This window comes from Chryseobacterium arachidis, from assembly GCF_900129245.1.
In the GTDB taxonomy this organism is placed as follows: Bacteria; Bacteroidota; Bacteroidia; order Flavobacteriales; family Weeksellaceae; genus Chryseobacterium; species Chryseobacterium arachidis.
Genome location: NZ_FQUT01000004.1, coordinates 308,254 through 324,492, shown reverse-complemented (window position 1 = coordinate 324,492; position 16,239 = coordinate 308,254). Strand labels below are relative to the sequence as shown.

The window sequence follows — 16,239 nt, the reverse complement described above, 5'->3', positions numbered from 1 at the left end:
TTCTTACTTTTACTGAGGAAGGACAGGAGGTGAAAATCTTTGGGTTCTTGTACTCAATGTTCCCAAAAATGCTTCCAGCTGCTGCAATTCCTTAGGAGTAAGATTAAGAGGTTTCAGCATTTCTGATTTTTTGGAAACCAACGTAATTCCTTCATGAACAGTAGATCTTTTCTTCGGAGGTTCGGGATTTCCGCCATTATAGAACGTTAATACATCTTTTAAGGGCGTAAAGGCACCGTTATGCATCCACGGGCCGGTTCTGGTAATTTCTCTAAGCGTTGGAACTCTGAATTTTCCTACATCACCGGGATTTTTTGTAACGATGTATCTTCCTAAATCCTGTTGTTTGGTTCCTAAAAGGGCAGTACCGTCATTTTCAAACTGATTGTTTGAAAAATAGCCCGAATTGTGACAATTCATGCATTGGGCTTTGGTACGGAACAGGTGCATTCCCATCACCTCATCATCTGTAAAAAGATTCGCTTGTCCATCAATGAATTTATCAAATTTACTTTGAGGACTGATTAATGTTCTTTCAAAAGTGGCAATTGCTTTGGCAATTTTATCTTTGGTAACAGTTTTATCTCCGAATGCTTTTTCAAATAATATTTCATAGCCTTTTAGCTTAGCTATTTTATCTGTAGCAAGATCTATATGTTCGTTCATTTCCTTATGATCCTGGATTGGCATTTGTGATTGCTGTTCTATGCTTTCAGCTCTTCCGTCCCAAAACAGAGATTGGGTAAACGCTATGTTCATAATGGTCATTGCATTTCGTGAACCCAGCTGGCGGTCGTGCCCGAATGAGAAGGTCTTGTTATCCGTCCATCCCAATTCAGGATCATGGCAAGAAGCACACGCAATCTGATTGGAAACGGAGAGTCTAGGATCATAAAAAAGAGTTTTTCCCAAGGCCGCTTTTTCAGCAGAATAGGGATTGTCTTGCGGATATTTTACTTTTGGCAGATGCCCGATTTCAGAAAAATTGGCCAATGCCATTTTGTGCAGCTGAGGTTCCGGCCATCTGGAAGTGTCTCCTGAAGAATACAGCGCTCTGATTTTATCAATAAATGACTGATCTTGTGATATTTCTTTGTATACGTTCGGCTGCAGGCAGTTGCTTAGAAATAATATACTTATTGAGGCTATTAAAATCCAGCTTAGGACATACTTCATTTTCCAGATAATTTTCAGGCAAAAATAATGATTATAATGCTTCTCTTTGAATCTTTTATTTTTACCGATTGATACTAATTAAATATAATTATGCCTTATTTGTAAACGGGCAGGAAACTATTTAAAATTGAATTGATTATGATAATATTATTAATATCCAGGGTTTTGTTGCATTGCTGAGTTGATATTAACCGAAGCTTGCGGAATTGGTGCCACAAACTTATTGTTAGGATAAGTCGGGCTGCAGTTGGTTGAAATACAGCCGTTATTTCTTACAATATTCTTATGATTTCTCATCAGATCAAAAAAGTATTGATTTTCAAAAACAAATTCTTTTCTTTTTTCTTCTAATAAAATATCGAGATTAACGGAACTAAGATTGGTAAGGCCGGCTCTGTTTCTGATAATATTCACATCATTTAGTGCCTGTGCAGAATTACCGGATTTTAAGGAAGCTTCGGCACGGATGAAGTAGGCTAAACCTAAACGGTATATCAGACTCTCACTTTTAATTTTATACTTCTTGGTAAAATGATAGGGTAGCGTGTAGCTAACGCCTGATATTTTAGTAACCAGGTTTTGTGTTTCAAATAAATTTTTACGCTGGTCATTGGCTGAAAACAAGTTATATATGTCTTCACTTGCGACATAATTAGGTCTGCCTTTATCAGTAAAACTATAAAGAACAGTTACAGGAAATTCATTTTCATTGGTATTGGCAATTTCAAAAATAGATTCTGAAGCAGCCCAATTGGTGCCAATCTCATTAGACGATGTTAAAGTATAAGATGAATTTTGAATAATATCATTACTGTAATCAATCGCTTTTTGCCAATCATTTTTCCATAAAGCGATTTCGGCAGCCAACAGTTTCGCCGCATCTATATTCATGAAATTTTTCTTTTGCCCGACAGGAATTGCGTGATTAGGCTGAAATAAAGAAATGGCCTGCTGGATATCATTTTCCAGGGAAACAAAATTTTCAGCAACGGTCTTTCTGGTGGGATAATCAATGCCTACTTTTAATGGCGCTGTATTGTAAACGATTCCTAAATGTGAAGCATCTGATGTATACGTATAATTTTGACCGTAATGTTTGTAAAGATAGAAGTTTGTAAAAGCTCTTAAGGCTAATGCCTCGGCTTTTATTTCACTGATTTCGGCTGATGAAGCATCCGGAAGCTGATCTGCGTATTGCAAAATAAGGTTTATGTTGTTAATCAGTTGATAACAGCTGGAGTAAAAAGCTGCCATATCACTGCTCTCTTTTTGATCATCAAATTGATAAATGTTTGTTACCGATGCATCTATTGAAATAGTATTGGTTGATGCTGAAGGCGAAAATGTAAGGTTGCCTGCCAGTAAATCTCCGTAAACAAACGCTGATTCTGTAAAATAGGTTGATCTCAGCTGATAATAAGCGCCATTTAATGCAACCAGCATTCCTTCTTTGGTTCCTAATTGTTCGGTGATTGATACTTTTTCTACCGGTTCGCTGTACAGAAAATCGCTGCACGAGTATATACTTAAGAATGATATTGCTGTAAAAATTATTTTTTTCATGTTGCTGATAATTAAAAATTAGCTTTAAAACCGAAACTCAAAGTTCTCATTTCTGGATAGAGATATCTGAATTCTCTGGCTCCGTTTCTGCCTGAAGGAGATTTTTCTTTATACCAGTATAAAACATTGGTACAATCGATAAATACGCTTGCATTCTTGATAAAACTGTTTTTGATCTTATGAATGGGAAGCTGATAATTCACGTTGATATTCTGAAGTTTTACGTGAGTATTATCGTAAATAAACTTTGTGCTGTTAGGAACAAGCTTGTTGTTACTTTTGGGAATATGGTTTACGGCATTAGTGTCTCCCGGGCCTGTCCAATAATCAAGAGCATTCACACTCATATTCCTGTTAGAAAGAATTCTATGCTGATCGATAATTTCATCTTCAGCCAAAAAATCTCCTCCAATTTCGAAATTGATAAGAAAAGAAAAAGTGAATTTTTTATAGCTGATGGAATTGCTCAGTCCACCTGTTAAATCGGGTTGGGTGTTTCCAATAATCGCAGTATTACTGGGGTCGAGGGTAAATTGGTTGGCATCTTTTGCTTCTCCGTTAATCAGAAAAATATCCTGCCCGTTTGCAGGATTAATACCCAGCCACTGATAACCCCATATTGCGGATGTGGAGGCGCCGATTTTTTGTGCGCGTGCCACGGATGCTATTGAAAATTTTTCTTCCAAACCAGTGAGATCCGTTACTTTATTTTGCACACTGGATATATTAAAGGTCGTATTCCACCTGAAATTCTTTTTGGAGATCCAGTTTCCGCGCATCGATACTTCCAATCCTTTGTTGTACATCGATGCACCGTTTATTTCTGCCGAACCATATCCTGTTTCTATCGGAACATCTCGGGAAACAATCATATCAGATAAATTATTTCTAAAGATTTCTACGGTGAAATCGATTTTTCTGAAGAGATTAAAATCTAGGCCCAAGTTCCATTTTTCATTCTTTTCCCATGATAATAATCGGTTGGGAGGGGAGGAAGATTCAGGATAAGCATAATCGTAATCATAAATAAAACCGTTCTGGTTTACGCTATACAGTCCGGCGGAACGATAGCTGCCGATTCTCGAATTGCCTGTTTTTCCCCATGAAGCCCGAAGCCTTAAAAAATTTAAAACTTTGTTACCTTTCAGGAAATTTTCGTTGGATATCACCCAGGATGTACCGATTGCACCGTTAAGAGAAGCATTGCTATCCGGCCCGAAAGTGGAACTTTCATCTCTTCTGATGCTTGCTGTTAAAAAATATTTTTTGCTGTAGTCGTAATTTAACTGTCCGAAAACACTTCTCCCGCTGTTTTCCTGGCTAAGCGTTTTATAAGTATATGTTTTTCCTAAAGAAGGATCCTGATAAATCCAATAATCGGTAAAATTTTGTCCGACGTGGGCTTCTTTAAAATCTTTATTTTTTCTGAGTTCCAGACCTGCGATCCCGTCGAGATGATGTTTGCTTCCAAAATTTTTTTCGTAGGAAATATTACCACTCCAGTTCCAATTTAGACCATCCGAAATATAACGGCGGCTCCTTCCTTTGTTATTGCCGGCAATTCCGCTTTGGTTAAGTCCTGATCTCCAGTCTATATTGTCTTTTTTGGAAAGATCGATTCCAAATAAACTGTTTATTTTTAACCCTTTAGCCAGATCATAGCTTACATTAAGACTGGAAAGCAGAGAATTATTATCTACATTATTGATATTCTGGTTGGCTGCAGCCAAAGGATTGGGAATCCCGGTTACAAAATTGTAATCGCCGTTGGCATCGTAAATAGGCTCATCCGGAGACAAAATAATATTAAAGAAAGTATTAGGCTGCTTTTTGAAAAAATTGTTGTAAGCAGCATAAAGATTGATCTTCAGTTTTTTATAATTAAATCCTAAAGACGCATCAATCCCTTTTTTCTCTAGGGAATTCATGATCTTCGATTCATTATTTTTAGAATAATCTATTCCCACACGATAGGTGAAATATTTCCCGCCACCGCTGGCTGTAAAATTAGTTCGGAAAAAATCACCGTTACCGTTCATCAATTCAAACCAGTTGACATCGTTTCCATTCCATTGGTAAGGATCCTTTTTGCCGTTGTTTTTTTCGTAGGCATTGAGGAGCTGGGCATATTGCTGCCCGCTAAGGTATTTTATTTTATTGATGCTTTGCGATACCCCATACTGCGTACTGAAAGAATAGGTAGGTTTTCCTTTGCGGCCTTTTTTGGTGGTGATAAGAATAACTCCATTGGCAGATTCGGCACCGTATAAAGCAACAGCTGCCGCATCTTTAAGAATATTAATACTTTCAATATTGTCGGAATTAAATCTCGCCAGCGGGTTAATATTCATTTCTGCGGTAGCGCTTCCATCAAAATAAGTATCGTTAAAAGGCATATCTTCTCTCATGACGATACCATCCACAACAATTAAAGGCTGAGTAGAAGTACCGGGCAGTCCACTGAAGGGAATTATGCTTCCCAAACCTCTTACATTAATGTTCACTGTTTTTCCGACTTCGGTATTGTTTACAATCTGAACTCCCGGCGTTAATCCGGCAATCATTTTATCGATACTTTCGTACGGTTGACTGGTAATAATGTCTTTAGAAGTAATGGTTACAATAGATCCTACTACTTCTTCCTTTAATTTTTTTGTTCCGTAGGATGAAGTAACGATAACCTCTTCAATAGATTGAGTGTCTAATAAATCGGTCTTTTCAGTTGAAACAGTCTGAGATTTTAAAGAATAAAACCCACAAATCAGTAAAACACTGGCGGTAACTTTTCTCATGTAAGTACAGATAGAAAAATTCTAATCTTTTATTTAGAATTAATAAATATAGTGTGCAAAAATAGAGGTTTCTTATGAAAATTCCCAATGCTTTAAAATGAAACATTATGATAATTATCATGTTTCAAAAAGTGAATTATTATCAATAATTTCCTTTATGCATACTTTGCTGATCAATAAAGTCATTACAAGGAAAAGTGGAGAGTGGTACTTGCTTACAATCAATGTACATTGAAAGAAAAGATTATATTTTATCCGAGCAGTTTATAAAAAGAAAAATGATTGATCCAGGAAAAAAGTGTATATTTATAGCATCTCAATTAAGAGATAATTTTTTTTTCATCATTTGTGTTTTTGGTCCGTTTTAATCCTATTAGAACGGACTTTTGTTTTCAGATATTATATTCTCAATTTTCCATAGATAATAAAGATAAGGAGCATAATCTCAACTATCTTTGGACAAATGTAAACAACGAAACCGCCTCACAATTTATAAGACGGTTTTAGTATACATAAAAATAATAAGCTGCTTAGTTCAGCTGATAATTGGCAATAACCAGACTTAGCATATAATGCACGTAATCCTGTTCGGCATTTGCCCGGTTAATCAGCTTATGTTTGTAATCGTAGGAATTAAGGATCTTACTCAGGTTTTGGTAGATTTGAAAATCATCACCTTTCACTTTTATTCTGATGTGCCCGTCTTTTCTCATCACTAAGGTATCGTCCAATGTTCTTACTTTAAATACTACTTCAGACAGTATGGGTTTAGCAGTCATTTTTCCGGCATATTTTTCAATAATATTTACCTTAAATGCATCAAATAAGATGTTATTAAAAACAATATTCGATTTAGATTCCTGAGTGCGGAGCTCAAGTTTATAATTCATATATTTTAAATTTATTACAAATTTAGTGGTAAGTGGTTTGAATTCAAAATTAAATGACCCATTGGATATACCACTTATCGGGGAATTTTTTATATGTTTAATTAAATATTTCTTTTACAACAGGTTGTAATCTTTTAAATTTTTGAGCTGAAAACCTGCTATTTAGCTGAAAAATTGTATTATTCAGCTTTTTCAAGTTCCAGTACCGTTTTCGTGCCGTCAATATTTTTATATTCTAATTTAACGAAACCGAATTCGGGGCTAAAATAAGACAAAAGTTGTGTTTCACCAATTCTGCTTTTTGCTTTTCCTTGTACAAGATAGCAATCTAAGTCTCCCAATTTGGTCGGAATCATTTTTTGACCAATGATTTCGTATTGATAATGGTTTTCAATTTCTCCGGTCCATTTCAGCCATCTGCTGTCGCCCCAGTTTTCTCCGATCTGAAGTTTCCAGTCCCATTTTGTCCCAACGGTATACGGAGATTTTATATAAGGGAAAGGATTGAGTTCTAAAATTTCAAAAAATAAATTTCTTGGCGGATGTATCCAAACATTCATCGGATTTTCTATGGCGCCGGTGGTTTCAGAGTTCCATAGCTCACCATTGTTTGTTACATATTGATATTCAATAGCGGTTTGGTTGTAGTCGGGAACAGCACCGTGAAAAGGGTCGCCTGAAGTAGTTGTTAATGTGATGAACTGAACCGTTTGAGGATCTTTTTTAGATAATTCTACAAAATCCCAGTCATAAATATTATAACCTTGCGGCTGTGGAATTTCTTTTCCTTTTTTAATCAGAAACTTATCTCCTTTTTTATTTTCATAATAGTAAGAATAAGTCAGCTTTCTGCCAATTGTATAGATCGAATTGTTGAGGCTGTAGTTATCATCGTAGGATTTACCGGGATTATACTTTTCTATTTTAATTCCGTCTTCATCAAGATAAAGGTCTTGGCTGGCTTGCGAAAAAGCAAAGACAGGAAATAAGAAAAAAGGTACAAATATATTCGGTTTCATAAAGAGTGATTTGTTATTCCCAAATATATGAATTATTTATTTCTTATCACCTGTCTCCGTAATTTGTTTAAAATCAAATAATTTTAAGGGTGTGGATCTAATTTTTAACGATGTCTCGTTCCTTTTTGATGGTAAATTACACCGCTATATGAATTTTTATATTCTTTGGAAATATTTTCATTAGCAGTATAATATGGTGCTTCTGATAACGAGATTTGCTCTGTGTCTGGAATAGGAAAGTGAATCTGTTTTCCGTTTTTGTAGAGTTTGTTATCGAATGTTTTGTAGATTTGATTCTCGCTGTACGTATTGCCGTCCGGAGCCGTAAAGGTTTTTGATTTTCTGCTGTTTCTTCTGTTTCTTCTCAATCCAAAAAAGAGTAAAGATCCGCCTGCCAGAATGCCTAATGCTATTTTTGCTTTCGTGTTCATAATAATAAATTTTAATTGTAATGAACAAATTATTTGCCAACAGGGGTCTTTTAGCCACGAAATCATATACTGTATTATTTTAGTGAATAAAAATCATTTTATAGTGAAAAATATTCAATTTTTTGTTTATCAGTTTATTATATTTTAATTTTAACTGAAATCATAAAAAAATTAAATAAAAAGCTTTAGAACTTAACTATTTCGTCTTTTTGGCATAAAAGATGCTTTTGGTTTATTTGTAATTTAATTTATTTTAAATTAGGTTATAAATAAACCAAAATTTATATGAACTATCAAATGACCCGTGATGTTCTCAGTTTGCTGGAAGAATTCGAAACTGATAATGGCAATACAAAATATCCTGAAGATATTAGCGGCTTCAGAATGTGGATTTGTGATAAGGAAAAGAACAGAAATCAGCCACAGCAAGAGCCTTACTGGGAAGGAAAAGAAAACGGGAGAAGTCCGGAAAGTGCTATAAACACTCTGTTGGTACATCTTAACCGATACGCAAAAACATATTCAAAGTCGGCTATTGCAGATTCAGATTTCGCTACTCAGGAAGATTTTATTTACCTAATCAACCTCAGGGCTTTCGGAAGTATGACAAAAATGGAGCTTATCAAAAAAAATATCCATGAAAAACCTGTTGGAATGCTTATCATCACAAGATTGCTGAAAAACGGATGGATTACACAGCTTGAATCTGAAGACGATAAACGTACAAAAGTAATTACGATTTCAACTGATGGTATCCATGCGCTGGAACAACAGATGAAAAAGATCAGGAATGCTACACAAATCGTGGCGGGAAATCTTAACTACAGCGAAAAAATGGATCTTATCCGTATTCTTAACAAGCTAGACCGTTTTCATTATCCGATTTTTTCCAGAAATATCGGAAGCAGGGATCTCATCAAAACCGTTAACGAAGAATATTCATTTAACAATTAAGCTATGAAAAAGAAAATTGCGGTGATAGGATCAGGTTTTTCAGGATTATCGGCAGCGGCATACGCTTCAAAAGAGGGGCACGAAGTACATCTTTACGAAAAAAATGTAGAAGCGGGAGGACGGGCAAGGCATTTTAAAACCGAAAACGGATATACTTTCGATATGGGTCCAAGCTGGTACTGGATGCCTGATATTATTGATTCTTTTTTTAATGATTTCGGAAAAAAAGCTTCAGATTTTTATACGCTTGTTCCGCTCGATCCGCAATTTGAAATGGTTTTTTCCGATGGGGTGATGAATATTCCGCATAATTATGAAGAAATGAGAAGCTTGTTTGAAGAAACGGAACCCGGTGCAGGAAAAAATCTCGACGAATTTATGAAGGATGCTCAATACAAATATGAGGTGGGAATGCAGGATTTCGTTAATAAGCCGTGTCATTCCTGGTTTGAGTTTATTTCTCCGAAAATCGCTAAAAGTGCTTTGAAATTGGATCTGCTGACGAATTTTCAAAAATTTGTGAGAAAATATTTTAAACATCCTAAACTGATTGTTTTAATGGAATTCCCTGTCATCTTTCTGGGTGCGGCTCCAAAAGACATTCCGGCTTTATACAGTCTGATGAATTATGGCGGTTACAGGCTGGGAACCTGGTATCCGATGGGCGGTTTTTCAAGGATTATTGAAGCCATGAAAGAAGTTGCGACAGATTACGGTACCCAATTTTATTTTGATTCCAATGTGCAGAAAATCAATGTTAAAAATAATCAGGCGTCATCATTAACGGTTAATAATGAAGAAATTGATTTTGATGTGATTATTGCGTCGTCGGATTATCATCATACCGAAACAAAGCTTCTTCCACAGGAGTTTAGAAATTATAACGAAAAGTATTGGGAAACCCGTATTTTTGCGCCTTCCTGCCTTATTTACTATTTAGGGTTTAAAGAAAAAATTCCTAATCTGAAACATCATACCTTATTCTTTGAAAATGATCTCGATCTGCATACCAAAGAAATTTATAAAGATAAAAAATGGCCTACGAAACCATTATTCTACGCTTGTTGTCCTTCGAAAACAGATCCTTCCGTAGCTCCCGAAAACTGTGAAAATGTTTTTCTCCTGATGCCTATAGCGCCGGGAATTGAAGATTCGGAAGAAATAAAGGAACAATATTTTCTGGAAATGATTTCCAGACTCGAGAAACACACAGGTACTCAAGATCTTTTATCAAAAATTGATTATAAAAGGAGTTACTGCGTGAAGGATTTTCAGGAAGATTACAATGCATACAAAGGAAACGCCTACGGACTCGCCAATACACTGTCGCAAACAGCGGTCCTGAAACCATCGCTTAAAAATAAAAAACTAAGAAACCTTTATTATACAGGGCAGCTTACGGTTCCCGGGCCGGGAGTTCCGCCATCTATTATTTCCGGAAAAATAGCTGCACACGAAGCCACAAAAAATTGACAGTATGAAAAATTTATTTGATGAACTTTCTTTTACGATAAGCAAGGAAACCACAAAAAAGTACAGTACAAGTTTCTCTCTGGGTATTCTTGCATTGTCGCCGATGATCAGAAATCCGATCTATGCCATCTACGGATACGTTCGTCTGGCAGACGAGATTGTCGACAGCTTCCATGGATACGATAAAGCACGGCTATTAAAAAAATTTCGGGATGAAACCTGGCAGGCGCTGGAAGAGAAGATTTCTTTAAATCCCATTATTCATTCGTTTCAGGAGACGGTACATCGGTACGCTATCGATCATAAGCTGATTGATCAGTTTCTGAAAAGCATGGCAATGGATCTTGAGAAAATAGATTATAATTCGGATCTTTATAAAGAATATATCTTGGGTTCGGCAGAAGTGGTAGGATTAATGTGCCTTCAGATATTCGTGGAAGGAAATAAAGAACAGTTTGAAAGATTAAAACCTTTCGCCATGAAGCTGGGGTCTGCTTTCCAGAAAGTTAATTTTCTCCGCGATATGAAAGACGATTTTAATATCTTAGGAAGATGCTATTTTCCGGATCTTGATATTTCGTGTTTTGATAATGTAGCAAAACTTTCGATTGAAAAAGATATCGAGCAGGAGTTTAAAGAAGCTTTGGAAGGGATCAGAAAGCTGCCGGGATCATCGAGGTTTGGGGTTTATCTGGCGTACCGCTATTATTTGTCTCTTTTCAGAAAAATTAAAAAACGTACCGCCAGCAATATCATGTGCGAAAGGATCAGGATATCCAACGGAGCGAAGATTTCTCTGATGATGAGCAGCTATGTTCAATACAAAACGACTCTTTTATAGATTGATAATTACATTTTAAATTAAAGTATGAATTTTCTCATCATAGCAGTAACTTTTTTCGTCATGGAAGGGCTTACCTGGCTTATTCATAAATATATTATGCATGGCTTTCTCTGGTCTTTGCACAAAGATCATCACGATCACAGCAATGAAGGACACATGGAAAAAAACGACTATTTCTTTGTAATCTTTGCCGTTCCTACCATTATACTTATGTATTACGGAACTATTCAGAATTTTAACCATTGGTTTTATATTGCGGTGGGAATTGCACTGTACGGAATGGCTTATTTTTTTGTTCATGATATTTTTATTCATCAACGCATTAAGATATTAAGAAATACACAGAATCCTTATCTATTGGCAATCAGAAGGGCACATAAACAGCATCATAAGCATACAGGGAAGGAGCATGGAGAGTGTTTCGGATTTCTCTGGGTTCCTGTGAAATATTTTAAGATGTTTTTTAATAAGAATAAATAATCGATGCAGTCTTATACCTACCTTCTGATCAATTTTTTAACGGTTATTGTTTGTTTTATTTTTTCTTTTCATGAGAAAATCAAATTCTACAGACATTTTGGTGCTTTTATCAAGGCATCTTTTTGCGTAGCCTTGGTTTTTATTGCCTGGGATGCCTGGTTTACCGAAAGAGGAGTATGGTGGTTTAATGATAATTATTTGTTGGGCATCCGGATTTTTGGGCTGCCGATTGAGGAAATACTGTTTTTCTTCTGCATTCCTTTTGCCTGTATTTTTACCTATTTCTGTCTGGATAAATTCTTTACATTAAATTGGAAACCTCTTCCCGAAAAGATTTTTGTCATCACAAGCATTATATCTGCTTTGTTGATCGGGATTTATTATCATGACAGGATTTATACTTGTATTACCTTCATTACAACAGCCTGCAGTCTTTTTATTTTATATTTTGTTTTGAAAGAAAGATGGATCGGCAAAGCTTCCTTGATTTATTTAATCTTAATGCCGGGATTCCTTATGGTCAATGGAGTTTTAACCGGAACCGGGCTGGAATCACCTATCGTTAATTATAACATCAACGATTTTATAGGCATAAGAATTCTGACCATTCCTATAGAAGATACTGTTTATGGCTATGAAATGATTTTATGGAATATCTGTCTTTTCCAGAGATTCAAAAAAGTGGAACAATCTGAAGCCTAATTCTTTTTACAATTCAAAACTTGGATTATTATTTTAAAAAATACCCTATCATTCTGATAAGGTGAATTTTTAATGCATAAGATTAATTGATTAATATGTTCCTGATTATCAATTATTTATATTTTAAATTCAAAACCGGATCAGTTTTGGTACATGAAAAAGGGTACATCCTGTGATACATATTTTTATCTGACATTAAATCTGAACACTCGTTTTGCAGCAGACCTCATAAAGTATGCTGCATAACGGGCGTAATGTATAATATTCCGGTAAAATAGAATAATGTTCCCGGATAGTTTTAAATTTGTAAATAAAATAAGAACAGTGAGTAAGATTCTTGTAATCGACGACGAAGAAAAAATAAGAACATTATTATCCAAAATTCTAAGTCTTGAAGGATTTGAGGTTTTTCAGGCTTCAGATCTTGCCAATGCTTCCAAAAGACTGGAATATTCTGAGGTTGATGTCGTGGTTTGTGATGTTAAGCTTCCGGATGGCAGCGGAGTCGAATATGTCAAAAAAATTAAGGAAAAGTACAGTACCATTGAAGTCATTCTGTTAACTGCCTTTGGAAATATTCCGGATGGGGTGCAGGCGATAAAAAACGGTGCCTTCGATTATATTACGAAAGGGGATGATAACAATAAAATCATTCCTCTGGTGTATAAAGCCATCGAAAAAGCTTCACTCAATAGACGTATTTCCCAGCTTGAAAAACAATTGGGAGACAGACATTCTTTTGATTCCATTATCGGACATTCAAAAAAGCTTAAGTTATCCATCGACGCCGGAAAAAAAGTGGCAGCTACGGATGCTACAGTTTTATTAACAGGGGAAACAGGTACTGGAAAGGAAGTTTTTGCCAATGCTATCCATAATGCGGGAAAAAGATCAAAGCATAATTTTATTGCGATCAACTGCTCTGCTTTCAGTAAAGAATTGCTGGAAAATGAATTGTTCGGTCATAAAGCAGGAGCCTTCACAGGAGCTGTTAAAGATTCCAAAGGGATTTTTGAGGAAGCCAACAACGGAACCGTTTTCCTGGATGAGATTGGGGAGATGCCGTTGGATCTTCAGGCAAAACTTCTGCGTGTGCTGGAATCCGGGGAGTTCCTGAAAGTAGGGGATAACAGACCTACTAAAATTGATGTAAGGATTATTGCTGCCACCAACCGTGATCTGGTGAAAGAAATCGAAAACGGCAATTTCAGAGAAGATCTTTATTACAGGATTAATATTTTTACCATCCATCTTCCGCCGCTTCGGGAAAGGATCAGCGATATTGAGGATCTTGCCTACAGCTTTCTGAAAAAGTTTTCCGTAAAGGCAGATAAAAAGATATCACAGATTTCTCCGGAATATTTAGAATCACTAAAGAGACATCCCTGGAAAGGAAATATCCGTGAACTGAGGAATATTATTGAAAGAAGTATTATTTTAACAGACGGAGACGTGCTTCAGGCAGATTCTCTTCCCCATGATTTTCAGTTTGAAGATCAGCAGATTGTAAAAGGGAAAATATTGTCCGCGTTTGAGCTTGCCGGAGCTGAAAAAGTGCATATTCAGAAGGTACTGAACTATACCAACGGAAACAAAACGGAAACTGCGCGGCTGCTTAATATTGCGCTGACGACTCTCTACAGGAAACTAGCTGAGTATGGCTTAGGCTCATGATACCTTCCGTATTTAATCTATATTAAACCTTATCAAAACACTATACAGACCCTTTCAAAATGAAAGGGTTTTTCTTTTGGCATAGAACCCGTTTTTATTTTAAATTATTGATAAATAATAGTTTGTGATTTTTTTTCAGATGCGGTCTTATTGTTGAGAATATTCTGGCATACAATACAACTTCATAATGAGAAACTGGAAATTAAAATTCGTCAAACACTTCAAACCCTGGCATCTTTTATTGGCGCTATACGGTTCTATGGTCGTGCTAAGTCTTGCAATTAAAATTCTATAATAAAAATGACACTTATCTTAACACTAACGGGTGCAGCACTTTTTGTACTCTTCTTTTTAATCATCAGATCTTTTGAGAAAATATGACAGCATTATTCCTGATTGCCATAACAGTATTTGGATATATCTGCTATGTGCTCGTAAAACCGGAGAAATTTTAAGCAAAAAATTAAACAGTACAAGAAGTTACCAAGCATCTTGAAAATGATTAAACATCTTCTTTTACTTCAACATTAAAAAAATGAATACAGAAATTTTTGGAATTATACTCATGTATACCCTCGTATTGGTATTGGCGATTCCGCTTGGCCGCTACATCGGTAAGATATTCAATCATGAAAACACCTGGCTCGACAGGATTTTTAATCCTTTAGACAAAATATTTTATACAGTTTCCGGCATCGATTCGAGTAGACAGATGAACTGGAAACAGCACCTATCAGCTTTACTTACGATTAATATTGTCTGGTTTCTCTTATCCATGTTTGTCCTCACGAATATGAGCTGGCTGCCCCTGAACCCTGATAACAATCCTTCGATGAGCGGAGATCTGGCCTTCAATACGGCGGTAAGTTTCGTTACGAACACCAATCTTCAGCATTATTCGGGAGAATCTGCCCTTTCTTATTTCGGACAGCTCACTTTAATGTTATGGCAGTTTATCTCTGCTGCCTGCGGAATGGCTGTGGCAGGAGTGGTTTTTATGGCGATGAAGGAGCGTACGACAGATCAGCTGGGAAATTTCTACTTTCTCTTTGTAAGAAGTTGTACAAGAATTCTTTTTCCAATCGCGGTAATCGTAGCTTCTCTGTTGGCTTTCAACGGAACCCCAATGACTTTTGAAGGAAAAGATCATATTGTCAACCTGCAGGGAGATCAGGTAGAAGTCAGCCGTGGCCCGGTAGCAGCATTTACAGCCATCAAGCATTTAGGAACAAACGGGGGAGGGTTTTTTGGTCCTAATTCAGCACATCCTTTAGAAAACCCGAACTATTTTACCAATATAGTTGAAATCGTTACTCAGATGCTTATTCCTTTGGCAATGGTGTTTGCCATGGGATATGTTGTCCGAAGAAAAAAACTGGCATGGATGGTTTTTGGAGTTATGACGATAGGTTTTTTCCTTCTTACGCTTCCTACAGTAATTTCTGAAGTCAACGGAAATCCTGCTGTTTCCGGAATGGGAATTTCACAAACGATGGGCAATATGGAAGGAAAAGAAGTCCGCTTCGGTTCTGTAGCTTCCGCATATTGGAGTATTGCTACTACGGTTATTTCTACAGGAAGCATTAATTCTATGCACGACAGTTTTATGCCATTAAGCGGAATGAATCAGCTTTTAGGGATGATGGTCAACTGTTTCTATGGAGGTGTTGGTGTCGGCTTCCTGAATTTTTACATCTTTATCATCCTTGCCGTTTTTATCAGCGGATTAATGGTAGGCAGAACGCCTGAGTTTTTAGGAAAGAAAATCGAGGCCAGAGAAATGAAAATTGCGATGATCATTGCTTTACTTCATCCTTTACTGATCTTATCGGGAACAGCCATCGCCGGATATCTCTATTCCCAGAATCCTGAAACGTATGGAAGCTGGCTTAATAATCCGGGATTCCACGGTTTTAGTGAAATGTTGTACGAATTTACGTCGTCTGCGGCCAACAACGGAAGCGGTTTCGAGGGATTGGGAGATAATACTCCTTTCTGGAATATCGCCTGCGGAATTGTAATGCTTATGGCAAGATACCTTCCGATTATCGGTCCGGTAGCTATTGCGGGAAGTCTCGCGGCTAAAAAATATATTCCTGAAAGTGCAGGAACATTAAAAACAGATACTTCCACATTTGGATTAATGGTATTTGCTGTGATCGCTATTGTTGCTGCTTTGTCATTTTTCCCGGCACTCGCACTCGGACCTATCGCTGAATATTTTTCTATGTATTAATTATA

At 36.4% G+C, this 16,239-nt stretch carries 13 protein-coding genes; 7 read left to right on the top strand and 6 right to left on the bottom strand.

Features of this window, described 5'->3' with window-relative positions; all coding sequences use genetic code 11:
• Positions 1 to 9: 9 nt before the first annotated feature.
• The 6 genes from BUA89_RS10020 to BUA89_RS09995 all read right to left on the bottom strand — a co-directional run bounded on the left by BUA89_RS10020 (position 10) and on the right by BUA89_RS09995 (position 7,871).
• Positions 10 to 1,176: a cytochrome-c peroxidase gene (locus BUA89_RS10020; protein ID WP_072956610.1), complete on the bottom strand. Its 1,167-nt coding sequence runs from the start codon at positions 1,174 to 1,176 to the stop codon at positions 10 to 12.
• 150 nt (positions 1,177 to 1,326) lie between these two features.
• Positions 1,327 to 2,739, bottom strand: a complete 1,413-nt coding sequence (locus tag BUA89_RS10015; protein WP_072956607.1) for a RagB/SusD family nutrient uptake outer membrane protein — start codon at positions 2,737 to 2,739, stop codon at positions 1,327 to 1,329.
• 11 nt (positions 2,740 to 2,750) lie between these two features.
• Entirely contained in the window at positions 2,751 to 5,531 is a 2,781-nt protein-coding gene (locus tag BUA89_RS10010; protein ID WP_072956604.1) for a SusC/RagA family TonB-linked outer membrane protein, read from the bottom strand.
• A 530-nt stretch (positions 5,532 to 6,061) separates the two neighbouring features.
• On the bottom strand, positions 6,062 to 6,421 hold the full coding sequence (locus tag BUA89_RS10005) for a prevent-host-death protein (protein WP_072956600.1): 360 nt from the start codon (positions 6,419 to 6,421) through the stop codon (positions 6,062 to 6,064).
• Between the two features lie 179 nt (positions 6,422 to 6,600).
• On the bottom strand, positions 6,601 to 7,440 hold the full coding sequence (locus tag BUA89_RS10000; protein ID WP_083531651.1) for a hypothetical protein: 840 nt from the start codon (positions 7,438 to 7,440) through the stop codon (positions 6,601 to 6,603).
• Between the two features lie 104 nt (positions 7,441 to 7,544).
• On the bottom strand, positions 7,545 to 7,871 hold the full coding sequence (locus BUA89_RS09995; protein ID WP_072956597.1) for a hypothetical protein: 327 nt from the start codon (positions 7,869 to 7,871) through the stop codon (positions 7,545 to 7,547).
• Positions 7,872 to 8,156: 285 nt separating this feature from the next.
• Between BUA89_RS09995 and BUA89_RS09990 the strand changes: the two genes are divergently transcribed.
• The 7 genes from BUA89_RS09990 to kdpA all read left to right on the top strand — a co-directional run bounded on the left by BUA89_RS09990 (position 8,157) and on the right by kdpA (position 16,234).
• A complete protein-coding gene (locus tag BUA89_RS09990; RefSeq protein ID WP_072956594.1) occupies positions 8,157 to 8,825 on the top strand; it encodes a MarR family winged helix-turn-helix transcriptional regulator in 669 nt (222 codons plus the stop codon).
• A 3-nt stretch (positions 8,826 to 8,828) separates the two neighbouring features.
• Positions 8,829 to 10,298, top strand: a complete 1,470-nt coding sequence (locus tag BUA89_RS09985) for a phytoene desaturase family protein (RefSeq protein ID WP_072956592.1) — start codon at positions 8,829 to 8,831, stop codon at positions 10,296 to 10,298.
• Between the two features lie 4 nt (positions 10,299 to 10,302).
• The gene (locus BUA89_RS09980) at positions 10,303 to 11,139 is read left to right on the top strand and encodes a phytoene/squalene synthase family protein (protein WP_072956588.1); all 837 of its coding nucleotides are present in this window, start codon (positions 10,303 to 10,305) and stop codon (positions 11,137 to 11,139) included.
• 27 nt (positions 11,140 to 11,166) lie between these two features.
• The gene (locus tag BUA89_RS09975; RefSeq protein WP_072956585.1) at positions 11,167 to 11,622 is read left to right on the top strand and encodes a sterol desaturase family protein; all 456 of its coding nucleotides are present in this window, start codon (positions 11,167 to 11,169) and stop codon (positions 11,620 to 11,622) included.
• Between the two features lie 3 nt (positions 11,623 to 11,625).
• Positions 11,626 to 12,324 (top strand): lycopene cyclase domain-containing protein, encoded by a 699-nt coding sequence (locus BUA89_RS09970; protein ID WP_072956582.1) that lies wholly within the window; start codon positions 11,626 to 11,628, stop codon positions 12,322 to 12,324.
• 324 nt (positions 12,325 to 12,648) lie between these two features.
• Positions 12,649 to 13,998, top strand: coding sequence for a sigma-54-dependent transcriptional regulator (locus BUA89_RS09965; RefSeq protein WP_072956578.1), 1,350 nt, complete (start codon positions 12,649 to 12,651; stop codon positions 13,996 to 13,998).
• 535 nt (positions 13,999 to 14,533) lie between these two features.
• Complete coding sequence (gene kdpA / locus BUA89_RS09960; RefSeq protein ID WP_072956575.1) at positions 14,534 to 16,234, top strand: potassium-transporting ATPase subunit KdpA; 1,701 nt, start codon at positions 14,534 to 14,536, stop codon at positions 16,232 to 16,234.
• Positions 16,235 to 16,239 lie beyond the last annotated feature (5 nt).